The sequence below is a fragment of the Streptomyces eurocidicus genome (assembly GCF_002891295.1).
GTDB classification, from domain to species: domain Bacteria; phylum Actinomycetota; class Actinomycetes; order Streptomycetales; family Streptomycetaceae; genus Streptomyces; species Streptomyces eurocidicus.
This window is the reverse complement of sequence record NZ_LGUI01000001.1, coordinates 643,060-664,442: the sequence shown is the minus strand read 5'-3', so window position 1 is coordinate 664,442 and position 21,383 is coordinate 643,060. Positions and strand designations below refer to the sequence as shown.

At 73.4% G+C, this 21,383-nt stretch carries 20 protein-coding genes and 2 tRNA genes; 19 read left to right on the top strand and 3 right to left on the bottom strand.

Features of this window, described 5'->3' with window-relative positions; genetic code table 11:
• Nucleotides 1-169 precede the first annotated feature (169 nt).
• From rplU to obgE, 3 genes are all read left to right on the top strand, one after another.
• Nucleotides 170-490, top strand: coding sequence for a 50S ribosomal protein L21 (gene rplU / locus AF335_RS02945; RefSeq protein WP_087928145.1), 321 nt, complete (start codon nt 170-172; stop codon nt 488-490).
• A gap of 11 nt (nt 491-501) precedes the next feature.
• Nucleotides 502-759, top strand: a complete 258-nt coding sequence (gene rpmA / locus AF335_RS02940) for a 50S ribosomal protein L27 (RefSeq protein WP_087928146.1) — start codon at nt 502-504, stop codon at nt 757-759.
• Between the two features lie 123 nt (nt 760-882).
• Entirely contained in the window at nt 883-2,319 is a 1,437-nt protein-coding gene (gene obgE, locus AF335_RS02935) for a GTPase ObgE (RefSeq protein WP_102916640.1), read from the top strand.
• Nucleotides 2,320-2,886: 567 nt separating this feature from the next.
• Here the strand turns inward: obgE and AF335_RS02930 are convergent.
• Nucleotides 2,887-4,923, bottom strand: a complete 2,037-nt coding sequence (locus AF335_RS02930; protein WP_102916639.1) for a hypothetical protein — start codon at nt 4,921-4,923, stop codon at nt 2,887-2,889.
• A 325-nt stretch (nt 4,924-5,248) separates the two neighbouring features.
• Between AF335_RS02930 and proB the strand changes: the two genes are divergently transcribed.
• The 5 genes from proB to AF335_RS02905 all read left to right on the top strand — a co-directional run bounded on the left by proB (nt 5,249) and on the right by AF335_RS02905 (nt 10,747).
• A complete protein-coding gene (gene proB, locus AF335_RS02925; protein ID WP_102916638.1) occupies nt 5,249-6,361 on the top strand; it encodes a glutamate 5-kinase in 1,113 nt (370 codons plus the stop codon).
• Between the two features lie 155 nt (nt 6,362-6,516).
• Nucleotides 6,517-7,047, top strand: a complete 531-nt coding sequence (locus AF335_RS02920; RefSeq protein WP_184742999.1) for a hypothetical protein — start codon at nt 6,517-6,519, stop codon at nt 7,045-7,047.
• A 508-nt stretch (nt 7,048-7,555) separates the two neighbouring features.
• On the top strand, nt 7,556-8,875 hold the full coding sequence (locus tag AF335_RS02915) for a glutamate-5-semialdehyde dehydrogenase (protein WP_102917011.1): 1,320 nt from the start codon (nt 7,556-7,558) through the stop codon (nt 8,873-8,875).
• 50 nt (nt 8,876-8,925) lie between these two features.
• Nucleotides 8,926-9,546 (top strand): SCO2584 family spore wall biosynthesis protein, encoded by a 621-nt coding sequence (locus AF335_RS02910; RefSeq protein ID WP_102916637.1) that lies wholly within the window; start codon nt 8,926-8,928, stop codon nt 9,544-9,546.
• Between the two features lie 109 nt (nt 9,547-9,655).
• Nucleotides 9,656-10,747 carry an SCO2583 family membrane protein gene (locus AF335_RS02905; protein WP_102916636.1) on the top strand — a complete coding sequence of 364 codons (1,092 nt, stop codon included), beginning with the start codon at nt 9,656-9,658 and terminating at the stop codon, nt 10,745-10,747.
• Between the two features lie 153 nt (nt 10,748-10,900).
• Here the strand turns inward: AF335_RS02905 and AF335_RS02900 are convergent, their stop codons facing one another.
• Nucleotides 10,901-12,034: a M48 family metallopeptidase gene (locus tag AF335_RS02900; RefSeq protein WP_102917010.1), complete on the bottom strand. Its 1,134-nt coding sequence runs from the start codon at nt 12,032-12,034 to the stop codon at nt 10,901-10,903.
• A 112-nt stretch (nt 12,035-12,146) separates the two neighbouring features.
• On the opposite strand from AF335_RS02900, the gene AF335_RS34365 reads away from it, so the two are divergent.
• The 10 genes from AF335_RS34365 to AF335_RS02860 all read left to right on the top strand — a co-directional run bounded on the left by AF335_RS34365 (nt 12,147) and on the right by AF335_RS02860 (nt 18,971).
• The gene (locus tag AF335_RS34365) at nt 12,147-12,317 is read left to right on the top strand and encodes a hypothetical protein (RefSeq protein WP_170127549.1); all 171 of its coding nucleotides are present in this window, start codon (nt 12,147-12,149) and stop codon (nt 12,315-12,317) included.
• Nucleotides 12,318-12,460: 143 nt separating this feature from the next.
• Nucleotides 12,461-12,634: a hypothetical protein gene (locus AF335_RS34360; protein WP_170127565.1), complete on the top strand. Its 174-nt coding sequence runs from the start codon at nt 12,461-12,463 to the stop codon at nt 12,632-12,634.
• Nucleotides 12,635-12,687: 53 nt separating this feature from the next.
• Entirely contained in the window at nt 12,688-13,293 is a 606-nt protein-coding gene (gene nadD, locus AF335_RS02895; RefSeq protein WP_102916635.1) for a nicotinate-nucleotide adenylyltransferase, read from the top strand.
• A 22-nt stretch (nt 13,294-13,315) separates the two neighbouring features.
• Nucleotides 13,316-14,965, top strand: a complete 1,650-nt coding sequence (locus AF335_RS02890; RefSeq protein WP_102916634.1) for an LCP family protein — start codon at nt 13,316-13,318, stop codon at nt 14,963-14,965.
• A 158-nt stretch (nt 14,966-15,123) separates the two neighbouring features.
• Complete coding sequence (gene rsfS, locus AF335_RS02885; protein ID WP_087928157.1) at nt 15,124-15,558, top strand: ribosome silencing factor; 435 nt, start codon at nt 15,124-15,126, stop codon at nt 15,556-15,558.
• 32 nt (nt 15,559-15,590) lie between these two features.
• Nucleotides 15,591-16,232, top strand: coding sequence for a histidine phosphatase family protein (locus tag AF335_RS02880; protein WP_102916633.1), 642 nt, complete (start codon nt 15,591-15,593; stop codon nt 16,230-16,232).
• Between the two features lie 125 nt (nt 16,233-16,357).
• Nucleotides 16,358-16,430, top strand: a tRNA-Ala gene (locus tag AF335_RS02875).
• Between the two features lie 124 nt (nt 16,431-16,554).
• Nucleotides 16,555-16,788 (top strand): hypothetical protein, encoded by a 234-nt coding sequence (locus AF335_RS02870; protein ID WP_030366518.1) that lies wholly within the window; start codon nt 16,555-16,557, stop codon nt 16,786-16,788.
• 145 nt (nt 16,789-16,933) lie between these two features.
• Nucleotides 16,934-18,739 (top strand): O-aminophenol oxidase PhsA, encoded by a 1,806-nt coding sequence (gene phsA / locus AF335_RS02865; protein WP_102916632.1) that lies wholly within the window; start codon nt 16,934-16,936, stop codon nt 18,737-18,739.
• 159 nt (nt 18,740-18,898) lie between these two features.
• Nucleotides 18,899-18,971, top strand: a tRNA-Ala gene (locus AF335_RS02860).
• 63 nt (nt 18,972-19,034) lie between these two features.
• Here the strand turns inward: AF335_RS02860 and AF335_RS02855 are convergent.
• A complete protein-coding gene (locus AF335_RS02855; protein WP_102916631.1) occupies nt 19,035-20,561 on the bottom strand; it encodes an NADH-quinone oxidoreductase subunit NuoF family protein in 1,527 nt (508 codons plus the stop codon).
• Between the two features lie 490 nt (nt 20,562-21,051).
• Here AF335_RS02855 and AF335_RS35015 point away from each other — a divergent pair, with 490 nt between their 5' ends.
• Nucleotides 21,052-21,270, top strand: coding sequence for a hypothetical protein (locus AF335_RS35015; RefSeq protein ID WP_146045410.1), 219 nt, complete (start codon nt 21,052-21,054; stop codon nt 21,268-21,270).
• Nucleotides 21,271-21,383: the final 113 nt, after the last annotated feature.

Genomic DNA, 21,383 nt, shown 5'->3' with positions numbered 1-21,383 from the left:
CGGGCCCCGTAACCTTGTCCATCGGCGTCTGTACGCCAAACCCCTGAGCAAATCCCTCCCTGCTCCGGCAGGGAGAGGCCGCTCGTCCACTCGGATGTTCACGGGCTCGGCCCGTGTGTGAGCGGCTGGCATCAGAGGTCCCGATTATCAGCGAGAGAGTGAGATCCGCGTGTACGCAATCGTGCGTAGCGGTGGTCGCCAGCACAAGGTTGCTGTCGGCGACATCGTCGAGGTTGACAAGATTTCCGACGGCAAGGTGGGCGACTCTGTCGAGCTCTCCACGCTGCTCGTGGTCGACGGCGAGTCCGTCACCAGCGACCCGTGGGTGCTGGCCGGGATCAAGGTCCAGGCCGAGATCGTGGACCACCACAAGGGTGCCAAGATCGACATCCTGAAGTACAAGAACAAGACCGGCTACCGCAAGCGCATTGGTCACCGCCAGCAGTACACGGCGATCAAGGTCACCGGCATCCCCACGGCTGCGAAGTAAGGGACTGAGACATGGCACACAAGAAGGGCGCATCGTCCACTCGGAACGGTCGCGATTCCAACGCTCAGCGGCTCGGCGTCAAGCGCTTCGGCGGCCAGGCCGTCAACGCCGGTGAGATCCTGGTCCGCCAGCGCGGCACCCACTTCCACCCGGGCGCGGGCGTCGGTCGCGGTGGCGACGACACCCTGTTCGCCCTGCAGGCCGGTGCGGTCGAGTTCGGCACGCACCGTGGCCGCAAGGTCGTGAACATCGTCCCGATCGCTGAGTAATCAGCTTTTCGGTACGACATAAGCACCTTTCCGAGGGCGGGCCGCTTTTCCTGACGGGGAAGCCGGTCCGCCCTCGGCGTGTTAGTACAGAGACATTCCCGTACGTATCTGGAGGCAACCGCAATGACCACCTTCGTGGACCGCGTCGAGCTGCACGTCGCCGCGGGTAACGGAGGCCACGGCTGCGCCTCCGTTCACCGTGAGAAGTTCAAGCCCCTCGGCGGCCCCGACGGCGGCAACGGTGGCCGCGGCGGCGATGTGACCCTGGTCGTCGACCAGTCCGTCACCACGTTGCTGGAGTACCACCACAACCCGCACCGCAAGGCCACCAACGGCGCCCCGGGCGCGGGCGACAACCGCTCCGGCAAGGACGGCCAGGACCTCGTCCTGCCCGTGCCGGACGGCACCGTGGTCCTCGACAAGCAGGGCAACGTCCTCGCCGACCTGGTGGGCGAGGGCACGACCTTCGTCGCCGGCCAGGGCGGCCGCGGCGGCCTCGGCAACGCCGCGCTCTCCTCGGCCCGCCGCAAGGCCCCCGGCTTCGCGCTGCTCGGCGAGCCGGGCGAGTCCCGTGACATCGTCATGGAGCTCAAGACCGTCGCCGACGTGGCGCTGGTCGGCTACCCGAGCGCGGGCAAGTCCTCGCTGATCTCGGTGCTCTCCGCCGCCAAGCCGAAGATCGCGGACTACCCCTTCACGACGCTGGTCCCGAACCTGGGCGTCGTCACGGCCGGCTCGACCGTCTACACCATCGCGGACGTCCCGGGCCTGATCCCGGGCGCCAGCCAGGGCAAGGGCCTCGGCCTGGAGTTCCTGCGGCACGTCGAGCGCTGCTCGGTGCTGGTGCACGTGCTGGACACGGCGACCCTGGAGTCCGACCGCGACCCGATCTCCGACCTGGACGTCATCGAGGCCGAGCTGACGCAGTACGGCGGCCTCGACGACCGTCCGCGCATCGTCGTCCTCAACAAGATCGACATCCCGGACGGCCAGGACCTCGCCGACATGATCCGCCCGGATCTGGAGGCGCGCGGCTACCAGGTCTTCGAGGTGTCCGCCGTGGCCCGCACGGGCCTGAAGGAGCTCTCCTTCGCGCTGGCCGGCATCATCGCGCAGGCGCGCGCGGCCAAGCCGAAGGAGGAGGCGACCCGCATCGTCATCCGCCCGAAGGCCGTGGACGACGCGGGCTTCACGGTCACGCTGGAGGACGACGGCATCTACCGGGTGCGCGGCGAGAAGCCGGAGCGCTGGGTGCGCCAGACCGACTTCAACAACGACGAGGCCGTCGGTTACCTGGCCGACCGTCTCAACCGCCTCGGTGTCGAGGACCAGCTGATGAAGGCCGGTGCCCGCGCGGGCGACGGCGTGGCCATCGGCGCCGAGGACAACGCGGTCGTCTTCGACTGGGAGCCCACCATGATGGCGGGCGCGGAGATGCTCGGCCGCCGTGGCGAGGACCACCGTCTGGAGGCCCCGCGCCCGGCCGCGACGCGCCGCCGCGAGCGCGAGGCGGAGCGGGACGAGGCCCAGCGCGAGTTCGACGACTTCAAGCCTTTCTGAGGCGGGTGAGGGCCCGGCCCTCTCGCCCCCGGACATGGCGCGGCCGATCGGTCCGCGCCGGGTCCGGGGGCTTTCCCGTACCCGGCGCGCACGGGACCGGGACACCGGCGGGACCCACGGCCCGGGCCCTGCCGCCGTACGCCCGCGCACGCGGGTACGGGGCGGTCGGTCCGTACGGGGCAGGGGCGGTCGGTCCGTACGGCCTCGGGGCGGCCGGTCCGTGGGGGTACGCGACGGCCGCGGTCCGTACGGGCCAGGGACGGCCGGTCCGTCAGCGGGCGGACCGGCCTCTCGCGTACCTCCGCGCATGCGGTCAACGGGTCCAGGGTCCGCACTCCGGCATGGCGGACAGGCCGCGTACCCCTGCGCACGCGCTCACGGTCCCAGGGCCGGCGCTCCGGTGTGACGGACAGGCCGCGTACGCCCGCGCACGCGCTCACGGCCCCAGGGCCCGCACTCCGGCGTGACGGACAGGCCCGTACGCCCGCGCACGCGCTCCCCGGGCGCACAGGGAAGGCCCCCGGGAAACTCCCGGGGGCCTTCCCCTTACGCGCCGAGGACCGCGGCTCAGACGGCCGCCGTCTCGTCCGCCTCGCGCTGCGTCGGGATCTCCGAGGCCCGCGCCTCCATCCGCTCGCGCCGTTCGTCCGCCTCCGCGGCCAGCGCCAGCGCGGCCTGGTTGAAGCGGACCAGCGACGGCGGGTCGGACGGGCCGAGCAGCTGGACCTTGAGCTCCGCGCGGGCCGCCGCGAGGGCGTCCCGGCCGGGCGCGCGGACGGCCGCCAGGAGCGCGGGCACGCCCTCCGCCCCGGGGCTGAGGATCGTGGCGGCGCTGACGGTCGGGAAGACCGCCCGGAACTCGTCCTCGGCCATGCCGCTGGTGTTGGCCACCGCGTACGGCTTCTCGCTGATCAGGTAGTCCGAGACGACGCTGGAGACGTCGCTGATCAGCAGGTCGGACTGGTTGAAGCAGGTGAACAGGGCCGGCCGGGCCGAGGTGATGATCTGGTGCTCCCAGACCGGCAGCGAGGCCCAGTAGGCGCTCTCCCAGGCCGCGGTGGCGGACTCGACGCGCGCCGAGCGGCCCTTCTCCGGGGTGCCCTGGAGCAGCATCCGCTCGATCTCGTCGGCGCTGCGCCGGAAGGAGCTGGTGGTGAGGGTGTCCAGCTCGGCGGCGCGGCGCGCCAGCTCGGCGGCGGCCTCCGGGCCGGGGCGGTCCCCGCCGCGGTGGGCGTTGGCCTCGCGGATCATGGCCTGGATGCGCTCGTTGGCGCGGCCCGCGCGCGGGTCGACGGAGCCGGTCATCGGGTGCGGCTTGTAGAGCAGCCGGACCTTGGGGTCGGCCAGCAGCGCGCGGACGATGTTCTCGCCGGCGAGCATGACCGAGGTGTTGCCCGGGTTGCCGTCCCAGCCCTCCCACGTCGGCGCGTAGAGCACGGTGGTGTACGCGCCCGCCGGGGCGCCGGCGTACGGCTGGATGGGCGCGAGCTGCGGGCGGCCCACCTCGACGACGTCGCGGTCGTCGACGCCGATGTCGGCCAGCTGGTAGCGCTCGCGGGCGGCGGGGCCGGCGACCCAGATCTCGTCGTACGCCTTGGAGTACGGGTTGCAGCTGGAGAGCTTGTCGCTCTCGCCGTGGTTGGTGAAGGCGTGCTTGATCGACGGCATGCGCAGGACCTGCGAGGTCTTACCCGAGTTCGCGGGGTGCAGCATCATCTTCAGCGAGGACTTCTCCAGCGCCATCAGGTGCACGACCTTGGGGATGCACACGATCGGGACGTCGGTCGCGTCGATCTTCTGCACCATGAACCGCTCGCGCAGCACGATGACGGGGTTGCCGTCGAGCGCGCCGAGGGTGGAGAGCCACATGTTGGCCTGGTAGGCCGAGCTGGTGCCGCCGGAGAAGTACATGCCGACGGTCGGCTTGTAGTCGGCCAGCCAGCGGTCCAGCCACTCCAGGGCCTGCTGGTCGCCCGCGATGCGCTTCTTCGGGCGCAGCCAGGTGGCCAGGTAGGCGGTGCCGCCGAGGCCGAGCAGGACCGCGAGGCCCATGCCGATCTCGGCCCACAGGGCCCGCTCGGTGCCCGCGGTGACCAGGAGGCCCGCGGTGGCCGGGACCGCGAAGCGCAGCAGCCGGCGGCCGTGCTGGCGGCCGAGCAGGCGCGGCGGCGCGGCGGTCAGGTGCAGGCCGGTGGTGTCGATGTTGCGGGTGAGGAAGGGCAGTGTGCGGCTGCGGCGGACCATGATCGCGGTGGCCTGGCAGGCCAGGTGCGAACCGTAGAAGAGGACCAGTCCGACGAACACCGGTGCGTAGTCGCGCAGCGAGCCGTCGCCGTGCAGGCGCAGCAGCCCGACCAGGAGCAGCATGTCGCGCAGCAGCTGCCGCACCATGACATCGAAGCGGATCTTGCCGAGCACGGCGACCAGACCGGGGTCCCGGTGCTGGAGGTAGAGATCGAGTGCGAGGCCCGCCGCCGAGGCGGTGATCAAGAGCGGCACGTTGGGCAGCAGGGCTCCCACGAGCTGGGTGGCGAAGAACACCAGCATCGCGAGCAGCGCCGCGAGCTGTACGGCTCGGCGGGAGGCTGTTCCGGCAGAAGGCACTGGGCGGGCTCCTGGCAGGAGAACGGGGGATAGGGCGGGTCGAGCTGGGGGTGGGGGACCGGTGGCCGGGCGGGTGGCCGGATCGCGGTCGGACTGCGATCGGACAGGCGCCGGACAGGGGTCAGCTACCGACCGTATGACGACGGCTGGTCCGGGAGCAATCTTCCGCGACGGCAATCATCGCAAAATAGGGCCGAACGACCACAATCGTCCGCGCGGTAGATTTGCGGGCCGGAGCAGACAGACGACCGGCGATCACTTGAGGTGTGCGTACGTGACTGGGGCAGGGGCGGATACAGGGGCAGCGGCGACGGCGCGGGCGGAGGTGACGGGCGCCCGCAGGATCGTGGTCAAGGTGGGATCCTCCTCACTCACCACCGCGGGCGGGGGGCTGGACGCCGACCGCGTTGACGCGCTCGTCGACACGCTGGCCAAGGCCGGCGGGGGCGCGGCGGGGGAGAAGGAGATCGTGCTGGTCTCCTCCGGCGCCATCGCCGCCGGGCTGGCACCACTGGGCCTCGACCGCCGCCCGCGCGACCTGGCCCGCCAGCAGGCCGCCGCCAGCGTGGGCCAGGGGCTGCTGGTCGCCCGCTACACCGCGTCCTTCGCGCGCTACGGCCGCCGCGTCGGCCAGGTGCTGCTGACCACGGACGACACCAGCCGCCGCGCCCACTACCGCAACGCCTTCCGGACCCTGGAGCAGCTGCTGGCCATGGGCGCCGTGCCGATCGTCAACGAGAACGACACGGTCGCCACGGACGAGATCCGGTTCGGCGACAACGACCGGCTGGCGGCGCTGGTCGCCCATCTGGTCCGGGCCGACCTGCTGGTCCTGCTGTCGGACGTGGACGGCCTGTACGACGGCGACCCCAGCACCCCCGGCACCTCGCGGATCGCCGAGGTCGCGGGCCCCGCCGACCTGGCGGGCGTCTCCATCGGCAGCGCCGGCAAGGCGGGCGTGGGCACCGGCGGCATGGTCACCAAGGTCGAGGCGGCCCGGATCGCGGCCGCGGCCGGCATCCCCGTCGTCCTCACCTCCGCCAGCCAGGCCGCCGACGCCCTCGCGGGCGGCCCGACCGGCACGTTCTTCCACCGCACCGGCCGCCGCTCGGCCGACCGGCTGCTGTGGCTCGCGCACGCCTCCACCCCGCGCGGCGCCCTGACCCTGGACGAGGGGGCCGTACGGGCCGTGACCGAGGGCAACGCCTCGCTGCTGCCCGCGGGCATCGCGTCGGTCGAGGGGGAGTTCTCCGCGGGCGACCCCGTGGAGCTGCGGGACCAGGCCGGGCGGGCCGTGGCGCGCGGGCTCGTCGCCTTCGACGCGGCGGAGATCCCGCAGCTGCTCGGCCGCTCCACCCGCGATCTCGCCCGGGACCTGGGCCCCGGCTACGAGCGCGAGGTCGTGCACCGGGACGACCTGGTCGTGCTGCACCGCTGACGGACGTCAGCCTCGGGCGAGAGTGAAGTAAGTCCAGCCTTTCCATGGGGACCTTCCGGAAAACCGCCACGCGGCCGCCCGGAGGCTGGTCAACTTTGATGCGGGGGGCCGTCATGGGCAGGCGGCCCCGAGCACCGAGCAACAGGAGGCCGCCGGTGAGACGAGCGCGCCCAGGAGCGCTGCCCCGAGGTGGGGGCACTCCCACCCACGCCCGCAGGGCCGTGGGGGAGGAGCGCACACTGACCAGCGTGGGAGCGGGCCGGGACCACATGGAGAGGGGGGAGAGCGCGGACGGCGGGGAGCCGGAGGGCACCGCCGCCACGGCCGTGGAGGGCAATGGCGAGGTGTCCCGGCTGTGGCACATCACCCTGAGCGTCTCCGGCGCCGAGGCCCCGCTGGCGGAGGTCCGCCGCGGCCTCGAACAGCTGGCCAACGACCACCCCTTTCTGCTGACCAGCCGCTACGCCGACGACCACGCCGAGATCCGGTACTGGGAGGAGGCGCGCGACCTGCACGACGCGGCGGCGGTGGCGCTGCGGCTGTGGGGCGAGCACCGCTCCACGGCCAGGCTCCCGCCGTGGGAGATCGTCGGCCTGGAGGTCATCGACCGGGAGACCTACCACCAGCGCGTCGCCGAGGGCTACGGCCCGCTGCCGGCCACGCCGGTCGGGGTGCACCCGTTCTGACGGGTCCGGGGCGTCCCGGGCCGGGGGCCCGGGCGGGGCGGATCGTACCGACGGACCGGCGAGGGGCGCCTGGCGCGGGCGGACGAGCCGGGGCGGGGGCGCGGGGCCGGGCCGGGGGCGCGCGGAGCTGCGGAGGGCGTCGGACAACCGGGGGCACCGGACGTACCGGAGGCACCGGACGTACCGGGGGTGCTGGATGTACCGGGGGTGCTGGATGTACCGGAGGCGTCGGACGGCGTACCGGAAGTGCCGGGTGCGCCGGGGTGCCGGACGTACGTACCGGAGGCGCCGGGTGAGCCGGGGCGCCGACTGCGCCGTACCGGCCGTGCCGTGCCGTACCGGCCGTGCCGCGCCATCGCGGACGGAGCCCCGGGGCCGCCCGGCCCCTCCGCCGCGACGGCGCGCACCCGTACCGACGGAGGCGCGCGCCGTGCCCACGGACCGGACAAGGCGTCCACAGTCCGGAATGCCCGTCGGCCGGGCGCCGGGCGCGGCTAGGCTGCGGGCCATGAGCAGCGTTTTCCCCTCCCCCCTCGCCGATCCGATGCCGCAGTCCCCGGTGCTGCGCGCGGCCTACCGGGCCCGTGCCGCGGCCGCCGATCTGGCGCCACTCCCGCGCTCGGTGAAGGACGAGGCGCTGCTGGCGATCGCCGACGCCCTGGAGGTCCGGACCAAGGAGATCGTCGAGGCCAACGCCGAGGACGTGGAGCGCGCCCGCGCGGCCGGCACCAGCGAGACCGTCATCGACCGGCTGACCCTCACCCCCGAGCGGGTGCGGGCCATCGCCAAGGACGTGCGCGACGTCGTCGCCCTGCCCGACCCGGTCGGCGAGGTCGTCCGCGGCTCCACCCTCCCCAACGGCATCGACCTGCGCCAGGTCCGGGTGCCGCTCGGCGTGGTCGGGATCATCTACGAGGCCCGGCCCAATGTGACCGTGGACGCCGCCGCCCTGTGCCTGAAGTCCGGCAACGCCGTCCTGCTGCGCGGCTCGTCCTCCGCGTACGCCTCCAACACCGCCCTGGTGCGGGTCCTGCGCGACGCCGTCGGCGGCGCCGGGCTGCCCGCGGACGCCGTGCAGCTGGTCCCGGGCGAGAGCCGGGAGTCCGTGCGGGAGCTGATGCGCGCCCGCGGCATGGTCGACGTGCTGATCCCGCGCGGCGGCGCCTCGCTGATCCGCACGGTCGTCGAGGAGTCCACCGTCCCCGTGATCGAGACGGGCACGGGCAACTGCCACGTGTACGTCGACGCCGAGGCCGACCTCGACATGGCCGTGGACATCCTGATCAACTCCAAGGCCCAGCGGCCCAGCGTCTGCAACGCCGCCGAGACCCTCCTCGTCCACCAGGACATCGCCCTGGACTTCCTGCCCCGCGCGCTGGCCGCGCTGGCCGAGGCCGGCGTCACCGTGCACGGCGACGAGCGGGTCCTCGCGCTGGCCGAGGGCGGCCCGGCCACCGTGGTGCCCGCCACGGCCGAGGACTGGGAGACCGAGTACCTCTCGTACGACATCGCCGCCGCCGTCGTGGACTCCCTGGACGCCGCCGTGCGGCACATCCGGCTGTGGACCTCCGGCCACACCGAGGCCATCGTCACCACCTCGCAGGCCGCCGCCCGCCGCTTCACCCAGCTGGTGGATTCCACCACGGTCGCGGTCAACGCCTCGACGCGGTTCACGGACGGCAGCCAGTTCGGCTTCGGCGCCGAGATCGGCATCTCCACCCAGAAGCTGCACGCGCGCGGCCCGATGGGCCTGCCGGAGCTCACCTCGACCAAGTACATCGTCACGGGCGACGGCCATGTGCGCGGAGGCGGGCCCGCGGCGGGCTGAATTCCCGTACCGGACGCACGGATTGACCGGTTCGGGGCTACGCTGGACGGGTGCCGGACGACGTGGGGGGCCAGCCGTTCCCGGACGGCGAGGAGCCCGACAGCAACCGCAGCGGGGACGACGAGTTCGCCTCCGTGGTCTTCGACGAGGAGTTCGTGCGGTCCGCCGCGGTCCACGAACCCTCAGCGGTCGAGCGGATGCTCGCCGCCGCCCAGGCCCGCGCGGAGGCGGAGTCCTCCCGGGCCAGGGCGGGCGGCGGCACCGCCGACGACGACTTCGATCTCGACGACTTCCCCGAGGACGGCCCCGGCCCGGCAGCCGGCCGTTCCGCCACCCGCGCGGACGGCTGGTACGCCCTGGCCCACGACCTCGACCCCGACGACGCCTACGGTCCGTACGGGCGGTACGGCTCGGCCCGCCGCCCGTACCGCGGCCATCCCCGCTGGCACCGCCCGGTGGCGTGGGTGCTCGCCGTGCTGATGGGCATCGGCGTGGTGGCCCTCGCCTTCGCCGCCGTTTACCGCAGCGCCTCCTCCGGCGGGCGGCCCAGCTCCGATCCGCCGCCCGCGACGACCGGGGTGGACGCCCCGGCGGCCGAGCGGCCCGGCCCCCTGCCCTCCGTCTCGGCCGATTCCGAGCCCCCGGTGGCCTCCGCGGCGCCCCGCCGCTAGGCCCCGCCGACCAGCGGTGACATGTGTGCATCGAGCAGTCGGATTTTTCCTCACAACTTGTCGTGTACCAGCGCGTTTACCGAAGGCCCGGCGGACCTACTCTTGAGGTATGGACGGGCCTGGAGACCCTCCTGAGGGGACGCCCGAAGGCGCCCCTGGAGGCGGGGAGGACGAGTACCGATCCGTCGTCTTCGACGAATCGTTTGTCCGCGCTGCCCGCCTTCAGGAGTACTCCGCCCAGGAGCGCATGGGCGACCACGCCCTCGCCGTCCGTAACCGCCGTGTGTGGACGCGCGTCAGTACCTCGCGCCAGGTCGTCGTCCTGGTGATCCTGATCGCCCTCGCCTTCGGCACGGCCGTCTACATGGGCCTGCGCCACCCCTACAAGGACCCGGCCGTCCCGGTCGCCGAGCCGATGCGCTCCACCCTGATCCCGCTGGCGCCCCGTGACCCCGTGCCCGGCGGTCCGGCGGCGGAGCTCTTCGACCACAGCCCGGCCGCCCAGTTCCGGCTGGGCCAGGAGGGCGTCACCCTTCCGGCCGCGCGCAGCACCCAGCACTTCTCCGAGAGCCAGGTCATGGCCGCGCTCGCCGCGGCCAAGGAGTACACCGTGAAGTCCGCGCTGGACCCGGCCGTGCTCACGGGCGGGACGCAGCGCGGCGTACGGCTGCTGCTCGATCCCCAGCAGCTCGACCAGTTCGACCGCAGCTTCGACCACCCCGCCGACGACGGGCGGCACGCGGCCACCGCCTGGCTGATCCGCTTCGACCCGGCGCAGGTCGCCCTGGTCGAGACCCCCGTAAGGACGCAGGGCGTCTTCACCGTGACCGAGACGGGCTCCTCGACCCTGGAGGTCTCCTCCGACCACACCTTCGTCTACGCCCTGCGCCCGGTGAAGGCGGGCAGCGAGCAAGGGGCGGCCGCGGACGGGGCGTCGCTGTTCACCGTGCGGCGGGCGATGAAGTTCCGCTTCGACCGCGAGGGCCTCCAGGAGCACCACCTGGCCGTCGTCCAGAGCCAGCTCCAGGCGGGCCCGGAGTCCTGCGCGGCGGACGACGAGGTCTATCTGCGCCCCCTGCTGGCGGGCCGGCACCCCACGGGCGAGGGCCCGGCGGGCACGGACCCGTACGCGACGGGCCAGGTGACGGCGGCCCTGTGCGGCACGCTGGCGAGCAGCGCGCAGCCGACGCCGCGGCGGTGATCTCCTGGCGGACGGGCTGATTTCAGCCCGTCCGGCGATTGAGGACCGGGGTCCGGGGCGGAGCCCCGGTTACGGGAAGGGGCGGGGCTCGGGAAAAGCCGCCCGCAGGGTCCTCAGCGCGCCGCCAGGGCCCTCGCAGCCGCCGGGCCGCCCCTAGGGCCGCCCAGAGCCCTCCCCGGGCCCCTCAGAGCCCTCCCCGGGCCTTTCGGCCCCCTTCGGCGGAGCCGACGCCCCACCCTTGAACGAATCCCGCAGCCGCCCGCCCAGCCCACCCGCCCCGGAGGCCAGATCCCGCACCAGCCCCAGCAGCGGGTCCTTGCTGGCCCGCACCGACTCCGCGTAGTGGCTCGCGGACTCCCGGAACGAGTCGCTCATGGACGTGTCCTTGTCCTCCGAGCGGCGCGGGTAGTGCCCGTCCACGATCCGCTGGTGGTCGCGGCTCCCGGCCCACTTCTTCAGCTCCGCCGCCCGCACGGTCGTGAAGGGGTGCGAGCGCGGCAGCACGTTCAGGATCTTCAGTACGGAGTCGCGCAGGTCGCCGCCCGCCTCGTACTCCTCCGCCTGGGCGAGGAACGCGTCCACGTTCATCTCGTGCAGGTGGTCGCCGCCCGCGATCTTCATCAGGCCCCGCAGGGAGGCCGTGAGGTCCTGGCCCACCAGCAGTCCGGCCCGGTCGGCCGACAGCTCCGACTTGCGGAACCACTCGCGGAGCGCGGTGACGATCGCCATCACGGCGATGTTGCCCAGCGGGATCCACGCCACCTTCAGGGCGAAGTTCGTCAGGAACAGCAGGATCGTGCGGTACACCGCGTGGCCCGACAGGGCGTGGCCCACCTCGTGGCCCACGACCGCCCGCATCTCCTCCTCGTCCAGGAGTTCGACGAGGCCCGTGGTCACCACGATGATCGGCTCGTCCAGGCCGATGCACATGGCGCCCGGCTGCGGGTCCTGGGTGACGTACATCGGCGGGACCTTCGGCAGGTCCAGGATGTGACAGGCGTCCCGCAGCATCGTGTGCAGATGGGGGAACTGCTCCTCGCCCACCCGCACCGAGTCCGAGAGGTACAGCAGCCGCAGGCTGCGCTCGGGCAGCAGCCCGCTCAGCGCCTTGAAGACGGTGTCGAAGCCGCTCAGCTTGCGCAGGGCCACCAGGGCGGAGCGGTCCGCCGGGTGCTCGTAGGCGCGCGAGGAGATGCCGGGGAAGCGCTTCCGCTGCCCGCCGGGCACCCGCTCCCGTCCCTCGCCCGAGCCGTTCCCCGCCGCGCCGGCGCCGGTGTTGTCGCTCATGAAGACCCCCTCGATCGGTGTCGGTCGGCCCACGTCATGGCCGCGTCATGGCCCGTCCCCCGGTCACCGACCCCACAGTAGGCGCTGCCGCGGCTATGGCTACCGTGGAGACATGCCCGACATCAACGCTTTCACCGCGCACCCCGCGTTCACCGACATCCTCGCCGTATCCAAGGGGGACCAGGGGCCCGGCGCGGTGCTCCGCACGGTCCTGGTGGTCGGTGTCGTGGGCGTCGCCTTCCTCGCCTGGTTCCTGCTGCGCGGATACGGCAAGAAGGACTGATCGGGTCATGCCGGAGGCCGATGACCCTGAGATGGCCCTGAGATGGCCCCGACAGGTGGAGTCGGGGTGATGCCGCGGGCGGCCCCCGCATACGATGTGGCAGAAATCTCCGCCCGCTACGTCCCGGATAGGTCCTGCCGAAGATGACTGCCTCCGCTGGCTTCGCCTCAGCCCACACCGCCCTGGTCAGCCTCGCCTCCGAGGGTGAGCACGTGGACACCCACCCGAGCATCAGCCCGTACATGACCGGTGGTGCCGCCTTCGTCATCCTGCTGCTCCTGGTCTGGATCACCACGCGCTTCAACCGCGACCGCTGAGCACCGGTCCCTGCGGGTCGGGCGCTCGGCCACGCCCAGTAGGGTCTGCACGCATGGGAGAGCAGACAGGGCCCGTGAAGCGGCGGCTCGGCGTGATGGGCGGGACATTCGACCCGATCCACCACGGCCACCTGGTCGCCGCGAGCGAGGTGGCCGCGCAGTTCCACCTGGACGAGGTGGTCTTCGTACCGACGGGACAGCCGTGGCAGAAGAGCCACAAGGTGGTGTCGCCGGCCGAGGACCGCTATCTGATGACGGTGATCGCCACCGCGTCCAACCCGCAGTTCTCGGTCAGCCGCATCGACATCGACCGCGGCGGGCCGACGTACACCACGGACACGCTCCGCGATCTGCGCGCCCTCAACGACGACGCGGACCTGTTCTTCATCACCGGCGCCGACGCGCTGGCGCAGATCCTCACCTGGCGGGACGCCGAGGAGCTCTTCTCGCTGGCCCACTTCATCGGCGTGACCCGGCCCGGCCACATACTGGCCAACCCCGGGCTGCCCGAGGGCGGCGTCTCGCTCGTCGAGGTGCCGGCGCTCGCCATCTCCTCCTCCGACTGCCGCGCGCGCGTGGCGAAGGCCGACCCGGTCTGGTACCTGGTGCCGGACGGCGTGGTGCGCTACATCGACAAGCGCAAGCTCTACCGCGACTGACAGGGCACTGAGGGGCGCACTGGTGAACGACCGACAGGATCCGTACGCGCAGGACCCGTACGGACAGCAGCCGCAGCTGTACGGCTACGACGCCTACGGTCAGCCGGTGTACCGGCCGGACGCCCCGGAGCGCGTGTACGACCCTTACGGTCAGCCGCTCCAGCAGCCCGTCGAGGCGCAGGGCTACGGCTACGGCGGTCACCAGAGCGGTCACACCACCCCTTACGCCGACCCGCGGCCGGAGAGCCAGGGCCAGGGCCAGGGCCAGGGCCAGGGACAGGGCCAGGGACAGGGCCAGGGACAGGGCCAGGGACAGGGCCAGGAACAGCGGCAGGAGTGGATCCCGCGCCAGGCCGGCCCGCCCGCCCCCGAGGAGACCGGCCCGGCCCGTGGGACGGCCTTTGGGCCGGAGCCCGGGGCCCGTCCCGCGCCGGAGTACCGCACCGAGCAGTTCTCCTTCATCGAGGAGCCGGACGAGGACTCCGAGGACGTCATCGACTGGCTCAAGTTCAGCGAGAGCCGTACCGAGCGGCGCGACGAACGCAAGCGCAAGGGCCGCAACCGCGTCGTCGCCCTGGTCGTCGCCGTCGTCCTTACGGCGGCCGGAGTGGCCGGATACCTGTGGTTCGCCGGCTCCGGCGACAAGAAGGGCCCGGTGGCGGCGGGCGGCGCGCAGAAACGCGACGTGATCGTCGTCCATCTGCGGCAGACCCAGGGCGGCGGCAGCTCCACCGCCCTGCTGGTCGACAACGAGACCACCCGTAAGGGCACCACGGTCCTGCTGCCCAACTCGCTGGCCGTCGCCAGGGAGGGCGGCGGCTCGACCACGCTCGGCAAGTCCGTGCAGGACGACGGCACCGGGGCGACCCGGGACGGCCTGAACACCCTGCTCGGCGCCGACATCAAGGGCAGCTGGCGGCTGGACACCCCCTACCTGGAGAACCTCGTCGAGCTGGTCGGCGGGATCGCCGTGGACACCGACACCGACGTGGCCGCCGCCAAGGCCGGTGAGACCCCCGTCGTCCGTAAGGGCGCCGCCCAGGACCTCAGCGGGCAGATGGCCGTCGCCTACGCCACGTACCGGGCGCCCGGAGAGGCGCCGGACAAGCAGCTGGCGCGCTTCGGGCAGGTCATGCAGGCGGTGCTGAAGAAGCTCTCCGCCGACACCGGCGCGACCACGCGGACCGTGGAGTCGCTCGCCCAGATCCCCGACCCCTCGCTCTCCGTCGAGCAGCTCGGCGCCTCCCTGGCGCAGCTCGCCGCGCTGGCGAGGAAGGGCTCGTACGACACGTCCGCACTGCCCGTGCAGGCCGACGGGACGCTGGGTGACAAGGCGACCGAGGGCGTCGTGAAGGAGGTCCTGGGCGGCACGGTGAAGAACACCGACAAGAACACCGCGCCCCGGGTCAGCGTGAAGAACGCCACAGGGAACAAGGGAGCCACCGGTTCCGCGCTCGTCACGCTCGTCAACGGCGGGTACACCGCGGTCGACGGCGGTACGGGGGGCCCGGCCGGGGCGGCCTCCGCGGTCACCTACGCGGACGAGCGCCGGGCCGCCGAGGCCAAGGAGGTCGCCAAGACCCTGGGGCTGCCCGCGGCCGCGGTGAAGCAGGCGAAGGGGGCGTCCAACGCGGACGTCACCGTGGTCCTGGGCAAGGACTACAAGGGCTGAGCGGGCGGACCGCGAGGGCCGGGCGGGCGTGGGGCGGGGCGTGAGCCGTGCGGGAGCGGCGGCGCCGGGGGAGACGCGGGCCGAAATGCCCAGGAGGGCTGTCGGCGGCTCGTGAGACCCTTGACGGGTACTGACCCTTTTTAGCGAAAGCATGGCTTGTGACCGCCACGGACCGCTCCATCGAGCTCATCAAGGCCGCCGCCCAGGCGGCTGCGGACAAGCTCGCGCACGACATCATCGCCTACGACGTCAGTGATGTGCTGTCGATCACCGACGCCTTCCTGCTCGCCTCGGCCCCCAACGACCGCCAGGTCAAGTCGATCGTCGACGAGATCGAGGAGGTCCTCAACAAGGAGCTCGGCGCCAAGCCGGTGCGCCGTGAGGGCGACCGCGACGCCCGCTGGGTGCTGCTCGACTACGTCGACATCGTCGTCCACGTCCAGCACAGCGAGGAGCGCGTCTTCTACGCCCTGGAGCGGCTGTGGAAGGACTGCCCCGAGATCGAGCTGCCCGCCGACGCCGTCGCCACCCGCGGCAAGGCCGCCGAGCACGCCGAGGCGCAGGCCGCCGACCTGGACGGTGAGCTGAGCTGAGCGGCGGCGAGCGCGGCACCGGCACGGGCGCCGTGGTCGGCAGGGGGCGGCGCATCGTCCTCTGGCGCCACGGCCAGACCGCATGGAACCTGGAGCGCCGTTTCCAGGGCTCCACGGACATCGAGCTGACCCCCACCGGCGTCGCGCAGGCGCGCCGGGCCGCCAGGCTGCTGGCGGCGCTGCGGCCGGACGCGATCGTCGCCTCGGACCTCAGCCGGGCCCGGGCCACGGCCGCCGAGCTGGCGGCCCTCACCGGTCTGCCGGTGGAGAGCGACGCGGCCCTGCGGGAGACCTACGCGGGCGTGTGGCAGGGCCTCACGCACGACGAGATCATCGAGCGGCACGGCGCGGAGTACGCGGCGTGGAAGCGCGGCGAGCCCGTGCGGCGCGGCGGCGGCGAGCTGGAGACCGAGGTCGCCGACCGGGCCGCCCCGGTCGTCCTCGCCCAGGCCGGCAAGCTGCCCGACGGCGGCACCCTCGTCGTCGTCAGCCACGGTGGCACCATCCGCACGACCATCGGCCGGCTGCTCGGTCTGGAGGCGACCTCCTGGGAGGCGCTCGGCGGCCTCACCAACTGCTGCTGGTCCGTGCTGGGCGAAGGCGCGCGCGGCTGGCGGCTGCTGGAGCACAACGCCGGAACGCTGCCGGAGCCCGTCCTCGGCGACGACGACTGACGGCCCGCCGACCGCTCCGGAGGGCCGCGATCGGCCCGATTTCACATCTGGGCAGGTCACAGGCTAAAGTTCATCTTGTTCGCGGGGAACGCGGAGGGAAAACCTCCGGGGGAACCGAGAACAGCGGGGCTATAGCTCAGTTGGTAGAGCGCCTGCATGGCATGCAGGAGGTCAGGAGTTCAATTCTCCTTAGCTCCACAACCCGGACAATCCCGTCTCCCACTCACAGGGAGGCGGGATTGTTGCTGTTCGGACGCGGTCCCGTGGCAGAATCGGACAGCCGGGAGCGGACGGGTCCGAAGGGGAGGGAACAGGCTGATCCATGGGTGCACACAGCCGGAAGTGCGACTGGTGCGGCAGCGGGACGCCGATCGTGCGCGACATGGAACCGCTCAACTCCGCTTACCAGTACTGGTGCGTGGAGTGCGCGCGGGCGCTGATCATAAAAGGCGACCCGATCGAGACCTACCGCGAGTTGGAGGGCGAGCCCATCTACGGCCGCCTCCTGGACGAACACTGCGCGTTGAAACGCTTCTACTCCTTCGCCACCGCCTGACCCCCTGACCGCCCCCCTGGGCTCCTTCGCGCCCGGCCTGATCGCCGACCGGGGCAACCCTCCCTTCGCGCGGGCGCGTCCTCCGGGGTGAAGCTGCCGCCGGCAACGGCCGGTGGCACACGGGGGAAGTGACGGAGGTCACCTGGTGACCGAGACATTGATCAGTCCTGTCCGCGACGGAGAAGCGGCGGCCGGACTCACACCCTTTCTCGACGCCCTGCGCGTACCGCCGGTGCTGCGCCCGGGTCACGCCGAAGCCCTCGCCGGCATCGACATCGATCTGACGGCCACCTGGGTCAGGCTGCACTCGGAGCTGCCGCCCACCCGGGTGTGGGCCTACGAAGGCCACTTCCCGGGGCCGACGATCGAGGTCCGCCGCGACCGGCGGCTGAGGATCTCCTGGAACAACCGCCTCACCGGCGCCCATCCGGTGACCGCCGTGGAGGCGACGCCCGTGCCGGGCGCCCCGCCGCCGGGCGACATACCGGGCCGGGGCGACGCACCGCCGCTCGCCGACGTGGCCGCGCTGCCGCCCTGGACGGTGACCCATCTGCACGGCGCGCCCACCGGCGGCGGCAACGACGGCTGGTCGGAGAACGCCGTCTCACCGGGCGACAGCCAGCTCTCCGAATATCCCAACGACCACCGTGCGGTGGCCTGGTGGTACCACGACCACGCCATGGACATCACCCGCTGGAACGTCTTCGCGGGCCTCGCCGGGATGTACCTCGTCCGCGACGAGGAGGAGGACGCGCTGCGGCTGCCGCGCGGCGAGCACGAGATCCCGCTGATCCTCCAGGACCGCAACCTCGACCAGGACGAGGACGGCAGGCTGACCGGCCGGCTGCTCCACAAGACCGTCGTCGTCGGCAAGGACGCCCACGGCAAGAACGTCACCGCCGCGTTCACCGGCCCGTACACCCTCGTCAACGGCGTCATCTGGCCGCACCTGGACGTCTCCGCCCGGTGGTACCGCTTCCGGCTGCTCAACGGCGCCAACGCCCGCGTCTTCCGGCTCCGCCTGGTCGACGAGGAGACCGGCGAGCCCGTCGACGGCGCGGCCTGGCAGATCGGCACCGACGGCGGGCTGCTGCCGCGCCCGGTGCCGCTGGACGGCCCGCTGCTGGTGGCGCCCGCCGAGCGCATGGACCTGCTGGTCGACTTCGGCCGGCTGCGGGGCCGCCGGGTCCGGCTGGACAACGTCGCGCCCGGGGTGGCCCATCCGCAGGTGATGCAGTTCCGGGTGGACTCCCGGCCGGTGCGGGACCCGTTCGTGCTGCCGCAGGTCATCTCCGGCTCGTTCCGGCGCATCACTCACGACACCGCGCCCGGCCACGGCCACCGCCTGGTCGCCCTGACCCCGCCCGGCACCGCGGGGGACGCCCACCCGGGCCTCTGGGAGATGCACCCGGTGGAGCCGGGCGGGGCCCCGGTGCCCGCCGAGGGCGTGATCCAGGTCAAGGGCGCGGACGGCACGCTGCGGACGTACCGCAGGGGCGCCCGCGCCTTCGACGACGCGCTCGGCTTCATGGTCGCCCACGACGCGTGGGAGCAGTGGAGCTTCCTCAACCTCGGCGGCCCCACCCATCCCATGCACATTCACCTGATCGACTTTCAGGTGCTCAGCCGCGACGTCTACCCGGCCGGGGCGGGCAGCCCCTTCGACACCGCCCTGGGCGGCACGCGCACGCCGCTGGAGTTCGCCGGGCGGGTCCCGGTGTCCGCCGGTGACGCCGGCTGGAAGGACGTGATCCAGGTGCCCGCCGGGCAGATGGTCAACGTCATCGGCCGCTTTCAGGGCGCCAAGGGCCGCTTCATGTACCACTGCCACCTGCTGGAGCACGAGGACATGGGGATGATGCGGCCCTTCGTGGTGATGCCGGGCGAGGTGCTGAAGTTCCACCACGGGGAGACGGGTGGGCACCACGGCGGCCGGCCCGGCGGGACCTGACGGCGGCACCGGCCGGGGGCCGAGGGCCGGGAAGAGGGGCGCTCCGGCCCGCTCCCCGGCCCGGTCCGGGCGCCGGCGGGGAAGCGATTTGGCAGATGGGGGGGACCTCCGTGTAATGTAATCCGTGTCGCCAGGGAAACCGGGCGGAAAACAAAACAAGGGGCTATAGCTCAGTTGGTAGAGCGCCTGCATGGCATGCAGGAGGTCAGGAGTTCAATTCTCCTTAGCTCCACAGTGAATGAGCGGGTCGTCCGGAAACGGGCGGCCCGCTCATTGCGTTGCGCCGGGTGCGCGTTCAGCTCTCCCGGCCGAGCTCCCGGTCGAGGCGGAGGGCGAGCGCGGGGCAGCGGCGGACGGCTCTCAGGGCCCGCCCGCGCAGATGCGCCGGTACGCCCGCCTCCGCGAGCGCCGGATAGCCGTCCGGGCCGAGCCGTACGAGCTCGGGCAGCAGGCCCGCGCACAGCCCGTGCCCCTCGCACAGCGTCCAGTCCACCGCCAGCCGCTCGGCGCTCTCCGGGCTCCCCTCGGTGGCCCCGGCGGCGAGGGGCAGCGGCAGCACCCCGAGGGTGGGCCGCCCGCAGCCGCCGCCCAGGACGTGCGCGGCCAGGTCGTCGGTGAACGCCGACAGCGCGGTCAGGGTGAAGCGGGCCGCACCGTCCGGATGGGCGCACGCGCCGCGCCCCCGGACGGCCCCGGCCGCCTGGCGCACGGTCTCCAGCGCGGCCCGGCCGCCCCCGGCGACCACGTCGGCCAGGGACCCGGCCACCGAGGGCAGGCCGAGCCGGCAGGGCCCGCACTGCCCGGCGGACTCGGCGGCCAGCCAGTGCGCCACCCGGACCGCCTCGCCCAGCGGGCAGGTGCCCGCGGACAGCGGCAGCACGGCGCCCGAGCCGAGGGACCCGCCGCAGGACGCGAGGCCCTCCCGCGAGACGGCCGCCGCGTACGCCGTCGGCGCGTCCAGCCAGGCCCCGTGGTAGCCGCCGGTCAGCACCGCCTGGAGGTCGGGGCCGGCGCCGCACGACCGCAGGAGGTGCGCCATCGGCACCCCGCAGGGCGCCTCGACGACCCTGGGCTCCGGCACCGCGCCCGAGACCGTGAGCAGCAGGGTGCCCGGCTCGGCCGCGGTGCCCGAGGCGGCGTAGCGGTCGGCGCCGAGTTGGGCGGCCAGGGCGAGTTGGGCGTAGGTCTCGGCGTTGGACAGCAGGGTCGGGGCGCCGCCGAGGCCCTGCTCGGAGGCGTGGGCGTGTCTGCCGGGCGGCAGGGGCGGTCCGCCGTCGGCGGCCCGCAGCAGCGCCGAGGACTCGCCGGAGACCAGCCGCTCGGGCAGCCGCACCACCCGTGCGCGCAGGGTGCGGCCGCGCCGGTCCGTGAGGCCGCGCTCCGCCAGGGCCGCCAGGACGGACTCCTCGGCCGCCGGCCGGGTCACTCCGACGACCAGGGTGGCCGCGCCGAGGGCCTCGGCGGCCAGCACGGCGCCGTCGAGCACCAGGTGCGGGGCGCGGGCGAGCAGCACCGCGTCCTTACGGCAGGCCGGTTCGCCCTCGCAGCCGTTGACGACCACGGCCGCACCCGTGCCGCGCCGCCGTGCGGCGAGGCCCACCGCCCGTAGCTTCCGGGCGAGGGGGAAGCCGGCGCCGCCCCTCCCGCGCAGAGTGATCGTTTCCGCGAGGGTGACGAGCTCGGCCTCGGTGAGCTGGGGCGGTGGGCCGTGCACGGCGAGGTGGGTCCGGCGGTCCAGGCGGGCGGCCAAGTCGAAGCCGGCCGTCAGCCGCGGCCGCCCGAGGGCGAGGACGGCCGGCAGACCGGGAAGGGGGGCGTTCACCGCGCGCGGCCCGTGGCGCCGTGCGCGGCCGGGCGTGGGGGTGCGGAACGGGCGCGGGGGAGCCCGTGGCGGGCCGTACGAGCGCAGTGGGCGGCCGCGGGGAGGGCGCCGCCGTCCGGGCCGCCCCGGCTGTTCCGGACGGCCCGGCGGGCCCCGCTCCGTCCGGCCGGGCGCGGTGCGCGCGCCGCAGCCGGAGGACCAGCGCGCAGGCCACCGCCGTCAGACACAGGGCGTAGCAGGCCGTCACCCAGGGGGACGGGCTCCGGCCGGCCTTGAGGCCGTGCAGGAGGGCGGCGCACCAGGCCGGGTAGGCGCAGGCGTGCAGGGCGCGCCAGAGGTGGGCGGTGCGACTCTTCCCCGCGAAGACGCGCCGCAGGGCGCCGGTCGCCCCGGCGAGCACCGTAAGGCAGGCCGCGAGCGCGCCCAGCCCGATCAGCCCGGCCTGCCCCCGCAGGCCGCCGGAGAAGGGCAGCAGGGCACCGGGCGAGGCGTGGGACTCCGCGACCTTGACGCCGATGTGCGCGAGCAGGAAGCCGAGCGCGCCGGCCGCCGTCGCCCGGTGGACGGCCTGGGCGAGCAGCCGGGCACGTGGGGTGAGGAGCAGCCGGTCGGCGGCGATGAGCCCCCAGACGACGGTGGCGGTGAGCGAGACCAGGGTGAGGACTCCACCGGTGTGGTCGAGGAAGCGGTTCATGCCCCCGCACGCTAGGCAGCGCGCGGGGGCGCCGGGTCCGCTTCCCGCAAGCCCGGTGCGGTGGGCGCTCGCGCTGCTAACGTCGGTTCGTTCGGCGGAACTTCCGCCCCTCGGGCAACTCCACCGGT